This is a genomic window from Allokutzneria sp. A3M-2-11 16 (assembly GCF_024213555.1).
Classification (GTDB): domain Bacteria; phylum Actinomycetota; class Actinomycetes; order Mycobacteriales; family Pseudonocardiaceae; genus Allokutzneria.
Genome location: NZ_JANAVO010000003.1, coordinates 1 through 15860 on the forward strand (window position 1 = coordinate 1; position 15860 = coordinate 15860).

The 15860-nt window shown below is 70.0% G+C and carries 14 protein-coding genes; 5 read left to right on the forward strand and 9 right to left on the reverse strand.

The genetic code is table 11. The features are described 5' to 3' along the window. The 7 genes from NLX83_RS21745 to NLX83_RS21775 all read right to left on the reverse strand — a co-directional run. Positions 1-272 (reverse strand): sigma-70 factor domain-containing protein (locus NLX83_RS21745; RefSeq protein WP_305884190.1); only part of this gene is annotated, 272 nt, incomplete at its 3' end. Continuing rightward, positions 269-817, reverse strand: a complete 549-nt coding sequence (locus tag NLX83_RS21750) for an RNA polymerase sigma factor (protein WP_254236966.1) — start codon at positions 815-817, stop codon at positions 269-271. The genes NLX83_RS21745 and NLX83_RS21750, both read right to left, overlap by 4 nt. Positions 818-940: 123 nt before the next feature. Beyond that, entirely contained in the window at positions 941-4042 is a 3102-nt protein-coding gene (locus NLX83_RS21755; protein ID WP_254236967.1) for a type 2 lanthipeptide synthetase LanM family protein, read from the reverse strand. Between the two features lie 70 nt (positions 4043-4112). Next, positions 4113-4334 (reverse strand): mersacidin/lichenicidin family type 2 lantibiotic, encoded by a 222-nt coding sequence (locus NLX83_RS21760; protein ID WP_254236968.1) that lies wholly within the window; start codon positions 4332-4334, stop codon positions 4113-4115. Between the two features lie 63 nt (positions 4335-4397). Beyond that, a complete protein-coding gene (locus NLX83_RS21765; protein WP_254236969.1) occupies positions 4398-6737 on the reverse strand; it encodes a M14 family zinc carboxypeptidase in 2340 nt (779 codons plus the stop codon). A 351-nt stretch (positions 6738-7088) separates the two neighbouring features. Then, positions 7089-7544: an RICIN domain-containing protein gene (locus tag NLX83_RS21770; protein WP_254236970.1), complete on the reverse strand. Its 456-nt coding sequence runs from the start codon at positions 7542-7544 to the stop codon at positions 7089-7091. Then, positions 7535-7936 carry a hypothetical protein gene (locus NLX83_RS21775; protein ID WP_254236971.1) on the reverse strand — a complete coding sequence of 134 codons (402 nt, stop codon included), beginning with the start codon at positions 7934-7936 and terminating at the stop codon, positions 7535-7537. Before NLX83_RS21775 ends, NLX83_RS21770 begins: the two co-directional genes overlap by 10 nt. Before the next feature lie 200 nt (positions 7937-8136). Between NLX83_RS21775 and NLX83_RS21780 the strand changes: the two genes are divergently transcribed. Next, positions 8137-9180 carry a methyltransferase domain-containing protein gene (locus NLX83_RS21780; protein WP_254236972.1) on the forward strand — a complete coding sequence of 348 codons (1044 nt, stop codon included), beginning with the start codon at positions 8137-8139 and terminating at the stop codon, positions 9178-9180. Positions 9181-9220: 40 nt separating this feature from the next. Here NLX83_RS21780 and NLX83_RS21785 read toward each other — a convergent pair whose 3' ends face one another. Continuing rightward, positions 9221-9928 carry an NUDIX domain-containing protein gene (locus tag NLX83_RS21785; protein WP_254236973.1) on the reverse strand — a complete coding sequence of 236 codons (708 nt, stop codon included), beginning with the start codon at positions 9926-9928 and terminating at the stop codon, positions 9221-9223. A gap of 144 nt (positions 9929-10072) precedes the next feature. On the opposite strand from NLX83_RS21785, the gene NLX83_RS21790 reads away from it, so the two are divergent. From NLX83_RS21790 to NLX83_RS21800, 3 genes are read left to right on the forward strand one after another with little or no spacing between them, the layout of a single operon-like run. After that, on the forward strand, positions 10073-11896 hold the full coding sequence (locus NLX83_RS21790; RefSeq protein ID WP_254236974.1) for a gamma-glutamyltransferase family protein: 1824 nt from the start codon (positions 10073-10075) through the stop codon (positions 11894-11896). 22 nt (positions 11897-11918) lie between these two features. Then, entirely contained in the window at positions 11919-12377 is a 459-nt protein-coding gene (locus NLX83_RS21795; protein ID WP_254236975.1) for a VOC family protein, read from the forward strand. Further along, on the forward strand, positions 12374-13282 hold the full coding sequence (locus tag NLX83_RS21800; RefSeq protein WP_254236976.1) for a hypothetical protein: 909 nt from the start codon (positions 12374-12376) through the stop codon (positions 13280-13282). The genes NLX83_RS21795 and NLX83_RS21800 overlap by 4 nt, the downstream gene beginning before the upstream one ends. An 18-nt stretch (positions 13283-13300) precedes the next feature. Here the strand turns inward: NLX83_RS21800 and NLX83_RS21805 are convergent, their stop codons facing one another. Then, positions 13301-14806, reverse strand: a complete 1506-nt coding sequence (locus tag NLX83_RS21805) for an amino acid adenylation domain-containing protein (RefSeq protein ID WP_254236977.1) — start codon at positions 14804-14806, stop codon at positions 13301-13303. On the opposite strand from NLX83_RS21805, the gene NLX83_RS21810 reads away from it, so the two are divergent. Beyond that, positions 14805-15860 carry a hypothetical protein gene (locus tag NLX83_RS21810; RefSeq protein ID WP_254236978.1) on the forward strand — a complete coding sequence of 352 codons (1056 nt, stop codon included), beginning with the start codon at positions 14805-14807 and terminating at the stop codon, positions 15858-15860. The genes NLX83_RS21805 and NLX83_RS21810 overlap by 2 nt on opposite strands.

Sequence of the window (15860 nt, forward strand, 5' to 3'; positions counted from 1 at the left end):
AGGGAGACCACGAGGCGGAGGTTGGCCTCCAGCAGGTGGTTCTTGGCCCGCTCACCGTCGCGCACGATCCACCGCAGATCACGTCGAACCCGGTCGTCGAGTTCGCCGTCGAGCTTCTCGGCCGCGTAGAGACCGGCCTCGATGCGTTTGGCCAGCTCGACCTCCTCCTCGGCGTTGAGGAGGGCGACCTTGCCGATCTGCTTGATGAAGGCACGAACCGAGTCGGTCGACGCGGACCGGTCGAACCCGTCGTTGGCCACAGCCGCCGTCATCGAAACTCCTTGTCCACTTTGGCCTGTGCTCGGAACAGGTGCACCGACACCGTCGCCGTGCCGCAGCCCAGCACCTCGGCGATGGTGTCGCGGTCCATGCCGAAGTAGTGGCGCAGCAGGTACGCGGTGCGCTGCTTCCCGGGCAGCGTGTCGATGAATTCGAAGGCCAGCCGCAGGGCCGGGTAGTCCTCGACGGGCAGCACCCGCAGCGTGTTCCGGCCCGCCTCCAACCCGTCGGCCAGCTGGTCCAGCGACGACGTGGCCGTGCGCTGGTGCTGACGCGCCCGTTGCCGCCACCGGTCGAGCGCCTGCCTGCTCACGATCGACAGGTACCAACTGCGTGCCCTCGCCGAGTCCCGCAACGTGTGAATGCGTTGCGCGGCCTTGACTGTGGCGTCCTGGATGATGTCCTCCACATCGTGTGCGGGGCCGAGGATCGACGCCGCCGCCGCACGAGCAGCGGGTCGATGTGCCGTGTACAGGGGCTCGACCAGCGCCCAGCTCGGTTGCCCACCGGCCAGATCGCTGATTCCGGGATGCAGCATGCGCGACCCCCTCCGTGCGACAGCCTTCCCACCATGAAGGCCCCCGGCGCAACGGCGACACCGCCGCGGCTATTCCCTCCGGCCGACCTTCACCTCTTCAGACGTCGCACCGTCCGGATCGCTTTACAAGAGCGGCGGGCACAGGGTGAGCACGGCGGGCACCTGCTTAGGGGCGCCGAGCCGGAGCAGGCCGAGCCCGATCCCGGCCAGCCCGTTCATCAGCCCCGGTGTCTCCGCCCCGCCGGGCACACCGCAGGCCCACCCGTTGTCGGCGAGGTCGTCGAGCACCCCGCCCGCGATCCGGTACGCGCGCTCCAGCAGCGCGTTGTCACCGAGGACATGAGCAGTGTGCAACAGCAGTTCGAGGTTGCCGAGCGAGCCGTGGCACAGCGAGTGGTTCAGGTCGAGCCCACCGGCGATCGTGGTGGCCACGGCGACGTCCAGCTCCGCGCGGACCTCGGGGGTGCTCAGCACGTCGAGTGCGTGCGCCCTGGCCAGGCCGATCCCGGGTGCTCCGTGGCACCACGCGGTCATGAACGACGCCTCGGCGGCAGCACGCAGATCGGGCCAGTTGGCTTCGCTGGGCGAAAACACGGCCCGCTCGTAGGCGAACGCCTGCTCGGCCGCGTGCAGGTAACGATCGTCACCGGTGGCCCGGAACAGGCGCAGCAGGGCGTGTGCGACGCCGGACGCGCCGTGGGAGAAACCGGCGAGCGGAGCGCGGTCCCGCTCATCGCGCCAGCCGATCCCGACCTCCTGCGGCTCGGCCAGCTCCAGGAGCCGGTCACCGGCGCGGACGGCGGCGTCGAGTAGGCTCGGGCGCACCTCGTGCAAGCCCAGCAGGACGCACAGAAGCCCGGCGAGGCCGTTGATGATGTCGAAGCCCGTTGCCCGCTCGGCGAGGCGCAGCGCCAGCGCCTCGGCCTCGTCGAGAAGGTCGGCGCGCTGCCAGAGCGCGCCGAGGTGGGTCAGCAGGTAGACCGTCCCCGCTTCACCGTCGAACGCGCCGACTCCCGGTGCTCCATGTTCGCGCCGGACAGCGTCGAGAACGGACTCGGCGGTCTTGGTGTGCGACTGCTCTCCGGTGACGTGGCCCAGGTAGGCGAAGAACAACGCCAGCCCGGCCAATCCGTCGTACAGCTCGCCAGTGAGTTCTCGCAAAGACCACCCGCGCTCATCTGCTGTCAGCCCCAGCCAAGTGGTGTCGCCCAGCTTCAGGTCCGAGAGGTGCTCGCCCACCCGCGCCGCCGCGGCCACCAGCTCGGCACGGCTCGCCGGACGGGGACGTTCCCGGGGCGCGCGCCGCGGCCAGTCCTCCTTTCCTTCGCCGAGGGTCATCGCGGCGAAGGAAGCCCTGATGATCCACGTCTGCCGCCGTACCTGGCTGACGTCCAGCGAACGCACCCGGCCGAGCGCCAGGTCCAGAACGGGAGCGGCCAGCAACCCGGCGTGCCGGTGACCGTCCGCGCACCACAGGTCCCGTGATCCCGGCCGGGTCACGAACACCGGGACGTCACCGCGTTCGAGGTCGCGGCGCTCGCAGTGGAAGACGGCGTGCAGCGCCGGGTTGTCGGCGGCCGATGTCCACAGGTTGTCCAGGAAGCGGTCCCTGGCGAGGCCGTCGCGCAGCAGGTCCGGGTGAGTGGTCTCGATCAGCATCGACCCGTAGGTCTGGGTGGCGCGCAGAACGCAGCGCACCTCGTCGCCGCCGAACCTGGCGAGCGGGCCGTCCTCGGCGAGCAGTTCGGCGCGGTGGGCGGTGATCACCTCGCACATCCGCGTGAAGCCGTCCACGACCTGCTCGACGTGGTCGGCCGCGTCGGCCGTGGCGCCGCCGAGTCTCGCCACGTTGTCACCGGCCGGAATCTCCACGCTCCTGTGCACGATGCGCATCTGATCGGTGCCCGCCGCCTCGACAGTGGGCACGGCACCCGTGCTGCGCCTGCCCTCGCCCGAGGAGAGCCCGGAGAAGTCGCCTGTCTCGTCGTGCCGCCGTTGTGGCAGCAGCCCGGTGGCCAGAACCGAGGCCCGCGAGTCACGTGGCTCGGTGGTACCGGACAGGAGTTCGCCGGTGGGGTGGAACAACGCCTCGATGTCGACGAGGACGGGGTGCTCGCCGTCCGCGATGATGTTCTCGTAGTGGAAGTCGGTGGCGCACAAGCAATGCAGGATCGCGAGGAATGCGCCCTGCCGGTGGAAGAAGCGTTCGACCTGGTCGCGCGAGCCGCACGGTCGTGACGGCACGAACTCCACCCAGCCGTAGTTCTTCTTGTCCACCACGGTGAGGACGCGGAACGGGTGGGCCGCACCCCGGTCGTTGCACCACGCGAGAAGCTGCTGGAAGTGCACATCGATGGCCAGCGAACGGGGTTTGTACACGAGCCGCGCGCCGTGCTCGAACCCGAGCATGGCGACTGACCTGCCGCGCCGGTGCACATCGCCCGCGCCCGAGTCCACGATCGTCAGCGGACCGGGGTCGGCTCCGGCGAAGAACGTCGCCACGAGTTCCGCGCGGTCGGCCGCGAACCTGCCGAGCAGTTCGATCGCGGCGTCGGCCCAGTGCCGTGCCGCGGTCATCACATCCCTTGCCAGGACAGGATATTCACGCATCAGCGCGATCGAGCGGTCTCGTTCGCGGAGGCCCTCGGCGAACGCGCGGAACCGCTGCTCCGCGGGCAGCCTGCCCTCGACGCTCGCCACGTGCAGTTCCAGGATCACGGTCCGGGTCAGCCGCGCCATGAGCTGGCCGCACAGCCCGCGGAGCAGGGATTCCTCGACGGCGTCCGGGTCGAGCACGTCGCCGAGCGCGTCGAGCAGGGGTCGCAGCCGAGCGGCGGCGGCCTCGATGACCGGCTCCACCGCGTACAGCATCAGGGAGGCGTCGTCCTGGACGAGCCGGTCGAGCAGCCGCCGGTTCCCGGCGGGGCGGTCGTAGGCGTCGGCGAGATCGGCCAGCCACTCCGGGCACCGGGGGTGCCGGTCCCGCAGCGCGTGCGGCGGCTCGGCGAGCAGCGACCGAATGTCCACTTCGGACAGATCATCCCGGGCGAGCCGCTCGGCGAACCGCCCGTCGTCCCCGCCGAACACCGGTTCGGCCAGCCACCTGCCCACCCGGCGGGTCAAGACCTCGTCCTCCGCCGGGACCCCGGCGGGGGCGGGCAGGCGCTCGCGGAGCGTGCACGCCCGGTACCAGGCCGGATCGCTGCGGTCGAGCACCGCGGACATGGTCATCCCTCCGGGTCGGGGCCGAGCGGCGCCGGCGGGCCGAAACCCACCGGCGCCGTCGCAGGCATTGTCAGCAGAAACCGCCGATGACACCGGGCGTGCGCCGGGTGGTGACCGTGCAGCACCAGATGGTGTCGTTGGTGCGCATGCCCGCGAACCCCTCCGCGCCGAGCAGCGCCGAGTCCGGGACCCGCACGTCGCCCGCGGGGTTCGCCAGCGCCAGACCGGCCTCACCCAGGCTCGCCCGGTAGTCCTCGTCCTTCCAGGCGCGGACCATGTCAACCTGTCCCATACCTGCCTCCTTTGTCCACAATGGAGTTACGTTCCGGTCACCGGACCGGCTTAGGGGTGGGCGTCACCGCGGCAGCACCACGGCGAGCGGGCTCACTCCGGCCTCGCTCAGCCGTTTCGGCAACCTGGACGCCCACGGGTGGCGACAGCGCGTGCTGTCGTTGTCGATGACGAACGTCGTCCGCTCGGCGGGTCCTCGTTCGATCCACCGCGCGCCGAATGCGGACAGCACGGCGCGGGTGGCGGGAGCGCCTGCCGCGGGCACCGTGACCCGGAACCCGGTCCGCGTCTCGGGCAGCCGTCTCGCCGCTCGTTCCGCGGCTGCGGTGTCACTACCGGCCGCGCGCTGATCGGCGGAACTCCGCAGCGCCGCGTTGCGCAGCAGCTTGGCCATGCCGTCGGTGAAGGCGCGGAGGTTCGGTTCCCCGCTGAACAGCGTCACCCGCCCCGAGCCGTGCGGTTCGTCCGTGACCACCGCGGTGCCGCCCAGCTCATCGGCACCGACCGCGTGCCCGGAGACGAACCAGTCCGGAGATCCGTACGGCGGGTAGGACGCGACGGCGTACGAGGGATTTCCCGCTCGCAGCACCAGATCACCGTCGTTCAGGTGCCAGACGGTGCCGGGAAGTCCTTTGCCCAGTGGGTGATCGGTGTCCACACGCACGCGGACCAACGCGCCGGGGACCTCGCCCGCCGGAGTGGACAGGGTGGTGGAGGTGATCCCGAGCAGCCCGGCGAGCTGAGCGGTGCCACCCCAGCCGACGTAGCGGCCACCCGCGCGCACCCACTCCCGCAGAGCGGCCCGGCCACCTTCGCCCAGCAGGTCGTAGGACACCTGGGCGGGCGCGTCGGGAACCAGCAGCACGTCGATCCCGCGCAGGCTCTCCTTTGTGACGCCCTGCCCAGGCACCGTGCGGAACGGCAGCCGCCAGACGCGCTCCAGCCGGTGGTTCAGCCAGCCCACCGATCCGAGCACCGGGTAGTCCGGGGGAAGGAAGCGCAGCACCCCGAGTGCGAGCGACCGCGCGGGAGGCCGTGGTGGCGCCGGTTCCGGCAGCGGTGGGCAGGGGAGCGCGGCGGGTCGCAGCACGGCGCCGGAGAACGCGGCGTCCACCCCCGCCAGGAGCGGAAGGCCCCACGCGGACAGGTCGGAGAAAATCGGTGGTGTGGCGTGGTTCTGCTCGCCCAGCATGGTCTGCACCCAGTGCTTTGCGTGCTGTGCCAACGGAATCCAGTAACTCCCGGCTGGGACCGTCTCCGCTCGGGCGGGCCTGCCGTGGTGGCGCAGGTCGGGCACCCGCAGCGGCGCGGCGAGCTTGTGGATCTCCACCCCGCGCTGCTGCAACCGCCACAGCACCAGGTCGCGTTCGTACGCCGTGGAGTTGTCTCCGGCGAAGAGGAAGTAGTGCCGCACCGGACCGCGCTTGCCCTGCTCGAAAGCGGTCCGGTGCGCGGAGTTCCACGCGCGCAACAGCTCCGCTGAGTGACCGGCCACTGTGGACAGTGCCATCCAGGACGCCAGGTAGTGCTCGCCGACGCGGTCCGGCACCGGGCTGCCGATCCCTTTCTCCAGCGTGATGCCGGCCGCGAGCCCGGCGATGCTGTTGGCCGCGTCCGCCGTGCCGGGGTAGAGCAGGTCGAACTCGCGTCCGGAGAACAGGTCGATGCCCTGTCTGTCGAACTCCGCGGTGACGGCCGGGCCGAGGTGTTTCGCCGTCGACTCCAGCGCGAACGCCGGGACCTCGTGGTGCACCGGAGCGGCGTAGGGCGGGGCGAAGTAGCTGTCGCCCTCCATCTCGTGCAGGTCAAGCGCGGCGACCGGGGGGAGCTTCGCCATCGCGGCGGTCACGGCGCGCGTTTCTGGCTGGGTGAGGGCGAACCAGTCCCGGTTGAGGTCGAAGCCGTAGCCGTTCCAGCGGTCGCCGGTTTCGTAGCCTTCCGGGTTCTGGACGGGCACGATGACGACCACCGTGGTGTCGACGATCGCTCTGGCCGCGCAGTCGTCGCGGTCGGCCAGGTCACGCAGAACCCGCAGTACGGCGTTGGTGCCTGCCGGTTCGCTGCCGTGGACACCGGCGGTCAGCCACACAACGGCGGGCGTCTCCGCGATGATCCGGTCGACGGCGGCAGGCGGCGTGGCGGGATCGCGGAGCAACCGCAACCGTTCACCGATCTCGGCGAGCCCGTGCGGGGTCACCCGGTCCGGCGCACCCACCACCGCATACCGCAGCGGCTTCCCACGGGGCGAGATTCCCAGCGTCCCGGCCCACACGCGTGAGCTGGCCGCTGCGACCGCGTCGAGATAGCGGTCGGCTTCCGCCAAGGTGAACGGACGGTCTTTGAAGTCGACGCCGAGCACGGCAGTTGGCGTGGGCACCTCACCGCGATAACGGGGCGCTGTCATGACCGGATGGCAGGGGGCGCCCGGCTGCGCTCGCGCCCTAGAGGTGCCCAGCGAGATCGTCAGCAGTCCCGCGCCCACGAGCACGGCCCGCCGTCGGACTGTCCGTTCGTGTTCGCCTTTCAGCACCGAGCCCCCCATCGATCTCCGCGACGCTACCGATTCGGCGGCGACCTGGTCAGGGGATTTGGTCAATTCGAACTGACCCCCGGCTTCACACGAACGAATCCGAGCAGTTCTCGCATCGCCAATTGGTTCCACCACCGCAACCGACAGTGGCGGCCGTGGGAATCCCGTTTCGTACTCATAGCGGAGTAAAAGCCCGCTATGAGTACGAAACGGGGAAAGGGGAGGCTACGCGCGCTGCCAGTGCTGGCCGGGGGAGCCGTCGCAGGGCTTCATCCCGACCGTGGCGGAGCTGGTTCGGCTGAGGCAGTGGCCGGTGTCGGCCGCCGTGATCAGCAGGTTGGCGGGCGTGCCGGTCACCTTCCAGCGCTGCGGCACCGCGCCGCCGCAGTCGGACAGTCCGACCTCGGTGCGGACGCGGTGGGCGCAGGTGCCCGTCCCGACGTGGTACAGCGGCGTCTGGAGGCTGGGGCTCGACCAGCGCCACAGCTGCCGATTGCCGGGCCCGCAGGTGGCGAGCCGGACGCCCCCCGGACCGCCGCCGATGCCCGCGTCGAGGCACGCGCTCGTGCCCGCCAGCTTGAACCGGTGGGTCAGCACCGCCGCCGACGCCGGTTGGGCGAGCGCCCCCAGCAGTCCCGCCGCGAGCGCGACGGGCAACACCGCGCGGGCGATCATCCGCACGACACCGTGATGCTGTTGGACGTCTTGATCCACGCCCTGGTCCCGATCCCGCTCTTGATGAGGGCGCGCCACTTCTTCGACTTCGTGCCGTTGCAGGTGTACGTGGTGACCGCGTACTCGTTGGTCCGCCACACCCCCGACCTCACCACGTGATCCTTCCAGGCGAGGGTCTTCCATTCCTGGAGCTTGATCGTGTAGCCGGTGGTCGCCTGGTCGCAGTTGAAGAACCCGCCGAGCCCGTCGATGAAGTTGCCGCGCTTCTGCACGTGGATGCGGACGTGCTTGTCCGGATCGCACGTCGCGGCCGCCTCCTGTGCCGACGCGCTTCCCGGCAAGAGCAGCGCAGTGGCAGCGATCGCGGCGGCCATGGCCGTCGCAAGCGTCTTTCTCATGACTTCCTCCCCTTCTGTGCAAGTGCGGGGCCACCTTGCCGGGGAGGGCGTGCGGGTTTCTTGCAGATTTCTGCATTGCCCAGGTCAGGGCATGTGAGACGAATGAGAGATCAGTGCTTTTCATCGCGATTCACCGACGCGTCGCGGACTAGCATTCGGCGGTAGAGAACATTGTCCTTTATCGCGATGGAGAATTCTTCATGGTACCCGAGGTAGTGGAGTTCCGGACCGGCGAACAGCTTGCCGTCTGGCAGGATTTCCGGCTGTCGACGATGCCGGACATCATCAGCTCGATGCATCTCTGCCACGCCGTGTTCGCACTGGTCGAGAGCGGGATGCTGGGCAACCTGCGCGACGGGAGGCGGCTGCCCGAGGACGGGCTGCTGGCGGGAACGGTCGAACGGATCGGCACGGACTTCCTGAGGTACCTCGTGATGCGCGAGGTCCTGGAGCTGCGCGACACCGGCTACTTCCTCACGCGCAAGGGCGAACTGCTCACCTCGGACGTCTCGCTCGCGCGGCTCGGCGTCTATCTGGAGGCGTACGGGTCGGTGACCAGCCGGATGAGCGACCTGCTGACCGGGAAGGCCACCTACGGCGACGACGTCCGGCGCGACGGCGGCCCGCTCGGCAAGCACAGCGCGACCCTTTTCTCGATCTTCCACACGCCGGTGCTGGTCGAGGCGATGCGCGGGCGCGGAGTGCGGCGGTTGCTCGACATCGGCTGCGGTGGGGGCAGCCTGCTGGTCAACGCCTGCCTGCGCGATCCGGAGCTGACCGGGATCGGCCTGGACGTGGACGCGGACGCGATCGAGGAGGCGAAGCGGCTCGCGGAGCGCGAGGGGATCGCCGACCGGCTGGAGTTCGTCGTCGGTGACGCCTTCGCCCCGCAGGAGTGGCCGGAGGTCTGCCTCGACGCGGACGGGCTGTGCATCGTCAGCGCCCTGCACGAGCTGTTCCGGGACGGCGAGCAGGCCGTGATCGACATGCTCAACGCCTATGCCGCTGTACTGCCGGAGCAGAAGATCCTGCTGGTCGGCGAGCCGGAGCTGCGCTACGACGCGCGGGACAACGACGACGACTTCTTCCTGATCCACGTGCTGACCGACCAGGGACTGCCCAGGGACCGCGCGGCCTGGCTGGAGGTGTTCGGCAAGACCGACCTGGAGTGCAGGCGGATCTACCGCCGCCCCGATGCCGGACCGCGGGTCTGCTTCTACGACCTGGCGCCGCGCAGGCGCTGAACACACGCGATGTGCCTCCGGCCGGGGGCACATCGCGTTCTCACAGGCGCTGGAGCAGATCCGGTAGGTAGTCCACGCAACGGCGCGGGTCATCCGCATTTGGAACGTCCACGAAGGCCAGTGATTCGAATTCTGAGAATTCCTTTTTCGCTGACAGCTCAGCCCGGTGCCTGGTGAACGCTTCTTGGATTTCGGCGGTTGCCAGGCTTGGGACCCGATAAAACAGGCCGACGTCGCCGTAGTCGCCGTCTTCTTTGACCATCCACAGTTCCGCGGTGTCGCGAGATAACGTCACGCCGGTTTCCTCGGCGAGTTCACGCACCGCTTCCTCGGCCACGACTTCGGAGGTCAGCGGTCGGCCGGACGCGGGCGGCTCGACATTGCCTCCCGAGAGCTGGAGCCGACCCGGTTCGCTGGTGCCGGGCGCCGTGACGCCGAGCAACAACTTCCCGTCGAGCGTGGTCAGCACCGCGGATGCGAACAGGATGCGGGCAAACCTGTGCTCGCCCGGAACGTAGCGCCACAAGTAGTGCGCGTAGGTTCCCGGCGACCAGCGGACCAGGCACGTGTCCCGCTGCCAGGTCACTGAGCGCACCACGACGACGGGACCGTCGAAGAGCCGTGGATTCGCGTCGAGCGCAGCCGCCCAGTATGCCGCGATTTCCGATTCCTCATCGGCGGTGTGCCGTTGCGGTTCGATTCGCTCGAACACCACCGCTGATGCTCTGGTCAGCTTGACGGGGGACACCGGGGCGAATCTAGTCGCAGCCGCTGTGCTGTCTCGCCGGCGAGACAGCACAGCAGTCGGAGCGCCAATCGGGGCATTTAGGCGAGCTATGCTGCACGTGAATCCCGCGACCACTTCTAGTAGAACGGTTACGGTGGTAGAAGTATGCTCCCGTCAAGGCCGGAACTCACCGGAACCACAGGTGCCGTTTCCTCCACGCACTGGCTGGCGTCCCAGGCCGGAATGGAAATTCTGAACAATGGCGGCAACGCGTTCGACGCCGCCGTTGCCGCCGGATTCGTCCTTCAGGTGGTGGAGCCGCATTTCAACGGTCCCGGCGGGGACGTCTCCATTGTCGCGCACCGTGCCGAGAACGACGCGGCCGAGGAGATCTGCGGTCAGGGGCCCATGCCGCGCGGCGCCGCGCTCGACACCTTCGCCGACCTCGGGCTGACGCACATTCCCGGTTCCGGGCTGTTGCCCGCCTGTGTGCCCGGCGCCTTCGGCGGTTGGCTGCGGCTGCTGCTGGAATTCGGGACCATGCGCCTGGCCGACGTCCTGGGGCCAGCCATCCGCTACGCCGAGCACGGTTTCCCACTGCTCCCGGAAACCGCGCGCGCCATCGACGTCCTCGCTCCTCTGTTCCGGAGCGAGTGGACCGGTTCGGCGCAGACGTACCTTTCGAACGGAACGGCGCCGAAGGCCGGATCGCGTTTCCGGAATCCCACCCTTGCGAGTACCTACAAACGAATTCTGGCGGAAGCGGAATCCGCCTCCGCCGACCGGGAAGCGCAGATCCAGGCGGCGCACGACGCCTTCTACCGGGGGTTCGTCGCCGAGGAGATTCACGACTTCTTCGCGAAGAGCGAGGTGCTGGACGCGACCGGACGACGGCACAGCGGGCTGCTGACCGGAGACGACCTGGCCGACTGGCAGCCGTCCGTCGAGAAGGCGACGAGCCACTCGTACGGGAGCTACGAGGTGTTCAAGCCCGGCCCGTGGTCCCAGGGCCCCACGTTCCTCCAGCAACTCGCGTTGCTCGACGGGTTCGACCTCGCGGGCATGGGCCTTGGCAGCGCCGACTACCTGCACACGGTGGCCGAGTGCTCGAAGCTCGCCTTCGCCGATCGTGAGGCGTGGTACGGCGATCCGAACTTCACCGACGTGCCGTTGACCGCGCTGCTCAGCGACGGCTACACGCGGCAGCGGCGGCAGCTGGTCGGGCCCGACGCCGCGCCCGCGCTCCGGCCCGGCGCACCGGAAGGCCGCGAGTCCTGGATTCCGGCGCTGAGCTCCCCCGAGCCGCCGGAGCTCACCGAGGAGTGGATGGCGCAGCTCCAAAGCGGGCTCCCGACGATCCAGCCCGCGATCCTCCCAGCGACCCTCCGCGCCACCACGACCAACGGCGACACCTGTTGCCTCACGGTGGTGGACCGGCACGGCAACCTGGTGGCCGCGACGCCGAGCGGCGGCTGGCTCAAGAGCTCTCCCGCGATCGGCGGCCTCGGTTTTCCCCTCGGCACCCGTGGCCAGACGATGTTCCTGGTCGAAGGGCACCCCAACTCGCTCGCTCCGGGCAAACGGCCGCGGACCACGCTGAGCCCGACCGTCGTGCGCAGGCACGGCAGGCCGTTCGCGGCGTTCGGCACCCCGGGCGGTGACCGGCAGGACCAGTGGACGTTGCAGTTCTTCCTCGCCGTCACCGACTTCGGCCTCGATCTCCAGGCGGCGACGGAAACGCTGACCTTCCACACCGACCAGGTGCCCGCCTCGTTCACACCGCACCGCTCGCGCCCCCGTGTCCTGGTGGTCGAGGGGAACTGCGATCCGGAGACCGTGGCCGGGCTCGAACGCCGCGGCCACGAGGTCGAGCTGGTTCCCCCGTACTCGCTGGGCCGGGTCTGCGCGACCGGGTTCGACCCGGCGGAGGAGTTCGTGCTGGCCGCGGCCAGCCCCCGTGGCAGGCACCCCTACGCGGTGTGCGGCTAGACCAACCAGAGAGGAGTCACCGGTGTCCTCGATCGCGATCCACCACGTCGGCGTCCAGACCGCTGACCTGGAGAACTCGATCAACTGGTACCAGGAGTTCTTCGGCTGCACCGTGTCGTGGACCCTCGACCAGTTCTCCGCGCTCACCCACTCGCGCCTGCCCGGCATCGAGCGGCTGGCCGAACTCGTGCACGGCGACGTCCGGGTCCACCTGTTCAGCCTCCGCCCGGGGCAGGAGACCAGGCCGCCCGCGGAGGTCAACCAGTTCCAGCACGTGTGCTTCCAGGTCACCGCCGCGGCGGAGCTGGAGGTCTGGCGGTCGCGGTGGCTGGAGCTGTTCGCCTCCGGCGACTACACCTTCGCCGTGCCCGAGGGGCCGACGGAGATCGACGTCGACAAGGACGGGATCCGGTCCTTCTACCTGCTCGACCCCAACGGGTTGGAGTACGAGTTCACGCACATCCCGGACGGTCCGCGGTGAGCGCACTGGGGACGCGGTACCAGGACTTCACCCTGCCTGACGCGGGCACCTGGGATTTCGGCGGCTATCCCTACGGGCTGGAGCCGCTCACGCTCCCGCTCGGCCACCCGGTTCCCGAGGCGTCCGCCTTCCCGCTGTGGCGGGACCAGGCTCCGGCGGTTGACGGGCTGGAGGCCCCGGCCGACGCCGTGGTGGACCCCGACGACCCGTTCGCGGTCGACCGCCTGTTCTGGTTCCGCTGGATCACCGGCCACCAGGCCACGTTCATCCTCTGGCAGCTGCTGGCCTCGGCGACGTCCGCAGATGCGGGCGATGACGAGCAGGCACGGTGGTACGTGCGGGGGTACTCCCAGATGCTGCTCTACACGAGCTCGTGTCCGCGCACGATCTACGACCGGCTGATCAGGCCCAGCCTTTCCTTGCAGCACAGGCACTTCAGCGGTTCGTGGGCCAGGGACTTCCACCCGGTGCGGGGGCTGCTGCGGCTTCGCCCCGGTGCCGGGGACTCCGCCCTGCACGAGGAATGCCTGCTGAACCAACGCGTCCACGAGGGCGTGGCGACCAAGCTCGTGCCGTCCGGCGCCTCCCTGCTGCAGAAGGTCACCGAGCACCAGGGCCAGCGGCTGCTGCGCCGTGACCAGCTGCTGTCGCTGTACGACTGCGTCTTCCACACCGTTCGAGCGCCGCTGTCCTACGAACAGGTGGTCGCCCAGCTCGTGCGGCGCCTGCACGCGATCAACCTCGACCTGGCCGCGAACGGGCTCTACCCCCGCTACGCGCCCAGTGAGCACGAGGAGTCGGCGGAGTTGCGCGATCCGGTGATCGCCGGGTTCAAGCAAACGTTGTCGGCCGACCTGTCGAAGATCTGCGCCATCGCGATTTCGGGCACCACCGATCGGGGCTGACGCCGGAACGGAGTTCGGTCACCGGTGTTCGGCGAGCAGTTCCCCGACCTTGCGCCGGTCGACCTTCCCGGTGGAGCCGAGCGGTAGCTCGGACACCGCGACGAACTCGTGCGGCACCGCCCAGGCAGGCAGTTTCGTGCGGCAGTGCGCGCGCAGCGCGGACGCGTCGGGCACCGGGCCGACCACCGCCGCGAGCAGGCGGACGTGATCACCGCGGACGTCCACCTTGGCAACGCAGCACTCCCGCACCCCGGGGGCGGTGCGCAGGACGTTCTCCACCTCTTCCAGCTCGAAGCGCTGTCCCCGCAACTTGATCATGTTGTCCACGCGGCCAAGGAAGGCGTAACGGTGGCCGGGAAGAATCCGCACCTGGTCGCCGGTCGCGTAAGCCCGGCCCCCGGGGTAGCGCCGGAACCTCGTCCCGTTCTGCCCGGCGTCACCCCAGTAGCCCGCGGCCACCGTGGGGCCCGCGACGACCAGTTCGCCCACCGCTCCCACCTCGTCGACCCGGCGTCCGTCGTCCTCCACCCAGCACTCGGCGCAGTCGATGGCCCTGCCGATCGGCACCGGCTCGGTCGGCGGGGCGTCGACGACCTCGAAGGTGCAGCCGTTGGTCTCGGTCGGGCCGTAGATGTTGACGAAGCGCGCCCGGGGCGTACGGCGCATCAGCTCACCGAGTTGGAGGTGCGGGAACACGTCGCCCGCGAACACGACCGTTCGCAGCGCCGCGAGCCGTTCCGTTGCCGTGTCCAGGTCGAGGGCCGACAACCGGGAAAGGGGGTACGGCACCGAAATCCACACGGTGGTCGCCTGCCGCGCCATCCACTCGGAGAGCTCGGCGGCGAAGGTCGACAGGCCGCGAGGCACCGGGGCCAACGCCGCGCCCGCCATCGCGGTGCCCAGCACGGCGGCGACGGACACGTCGAAGTGCAGCGGGGCGTCGCAGGCGAAACGGTCGGTCGGCGAGATCCCGAGTTCGCCGACCATCCATTCCAGGAACGCGATCCCGTTGTCCCCGGTGAGCGCGACGCACTTCGGAACCCCGGTGGAGCCGGATGTCGGGAGCAGGTAGGCGACCTCACGCCCGTCGACCGGAACGGGAGCGAGTGCCGCGGCAGGGAGGTCCCCGTCCAGCGCCAGTCGCCGCGGTCGCGGTACGGCTTGGGCGAACCGGTCGAGCAGTGCGGAATCTCCCACTACCGCAACGGGTTCGCAGACTTCGCTCACCGCGGCCCACCGCGCCGGGGGCGACAGCGGATCGAGCGGGACGTACACCGCCCCCGAGGCCAGGATCGCGTGCACCGCGGCCACGGAACTCGAATCGGTCCGTTCCGCCAGCACCACCACCCGATCGCCTTTGCGGACCGCGAGTTCGTTCAGCCCGGCCTGGACCCGGCCCGCCAGCGCCGCGAGCTCCGCGTAGCTGACCCGGCGGTCCGGGTCGTCGATCACCGCGGTCGCCCCGGGTCGCGCCCGGGCGGCCTCGGCCAACAGCGTTGACAGACTTCTGGAGGACGTGGACATGCTGGATTCACCCCAATCGGTCGAGTTGCCTGAACACGCGCCGCACTGCGAGATCGGCTGCGCGGCGAACGTGGCGAAACGGGTCGGGGTCGACCTCGCCCGCCACGTGATCGGCTCCCAGTTGGCCGCGCGCACGTTCGTCCGGGAGCCGGGAGACCTCCCGCAGCCGCTGCTGGACCGCACGCACCTGACGTTCTCCGTGCAGGGCACCGGCTGGCCGTCCGCGCTGGCCGCGGTCACCGGCGGGCAGGTCCTCGACCGCAGGGTGCCGCGCGAGGAGCTGCCCGAGACGCTGCGGCACGATCTGACCCTCGGCGGCTCGCTGTTGTTCTTCGAGGACCGCGGCTGCCCGTGGCTCGGCGCGACGGGGCCCGGGCTCCTCCCGCACACGGTGACTCCGGACAGCGTGGACTCCGACGGCACCTGGCAGGTGATCGAAGGGCACAGCTGGTGGGCCGGTCGGTACCCGATGCCCGAGGCCGCCCTGCTGCGCGCGGCGTACCCGAATCCCGATCCGCACAACATCTCCGGGCGAGTGCTCAGCCTGTACGTCACCCCGGAACCCGGCAGGCACGCCGAGCTGGACGGCCTCGCGCTGGACCGGCTGCGCGAGAGCGTGCGGGAGTACCTGGCGGGCGGCGAGGGCGGGCTCGACACCCCGGCGGGCACGCTGAAGTGGCTCGACGGAGCGGCCGCCGTGGACGAGCTGGTGCGGCGGCTGTGGGGCTGGTCGTACCTCTGCGCGCTCGCGGACGCCGACACCATGAGCACCGAGCAGTCCATCGAGCTCGCGATCGGCAGGTACCTGTTCCTGAACCTCACCGACGAACTCGCGTTCACGACCTACGCGCGAGCGGGAACCGCGCGGTTGACCGAGCACCTCGGCTTTCGGGAGGAGGACCTTCCCGGGGCCGCGTGGCAGCGCGCGTGGCGCAGCGCCCAACGCTTCTACCGGTCTCTGGACGCCGATCACTTCGACACCCTGTGCCGCGATCTGTCCGCCGCCGGGCAGGCCGACGCGCGATACGCACGGATGCTGGCCGACGTTCTCTGA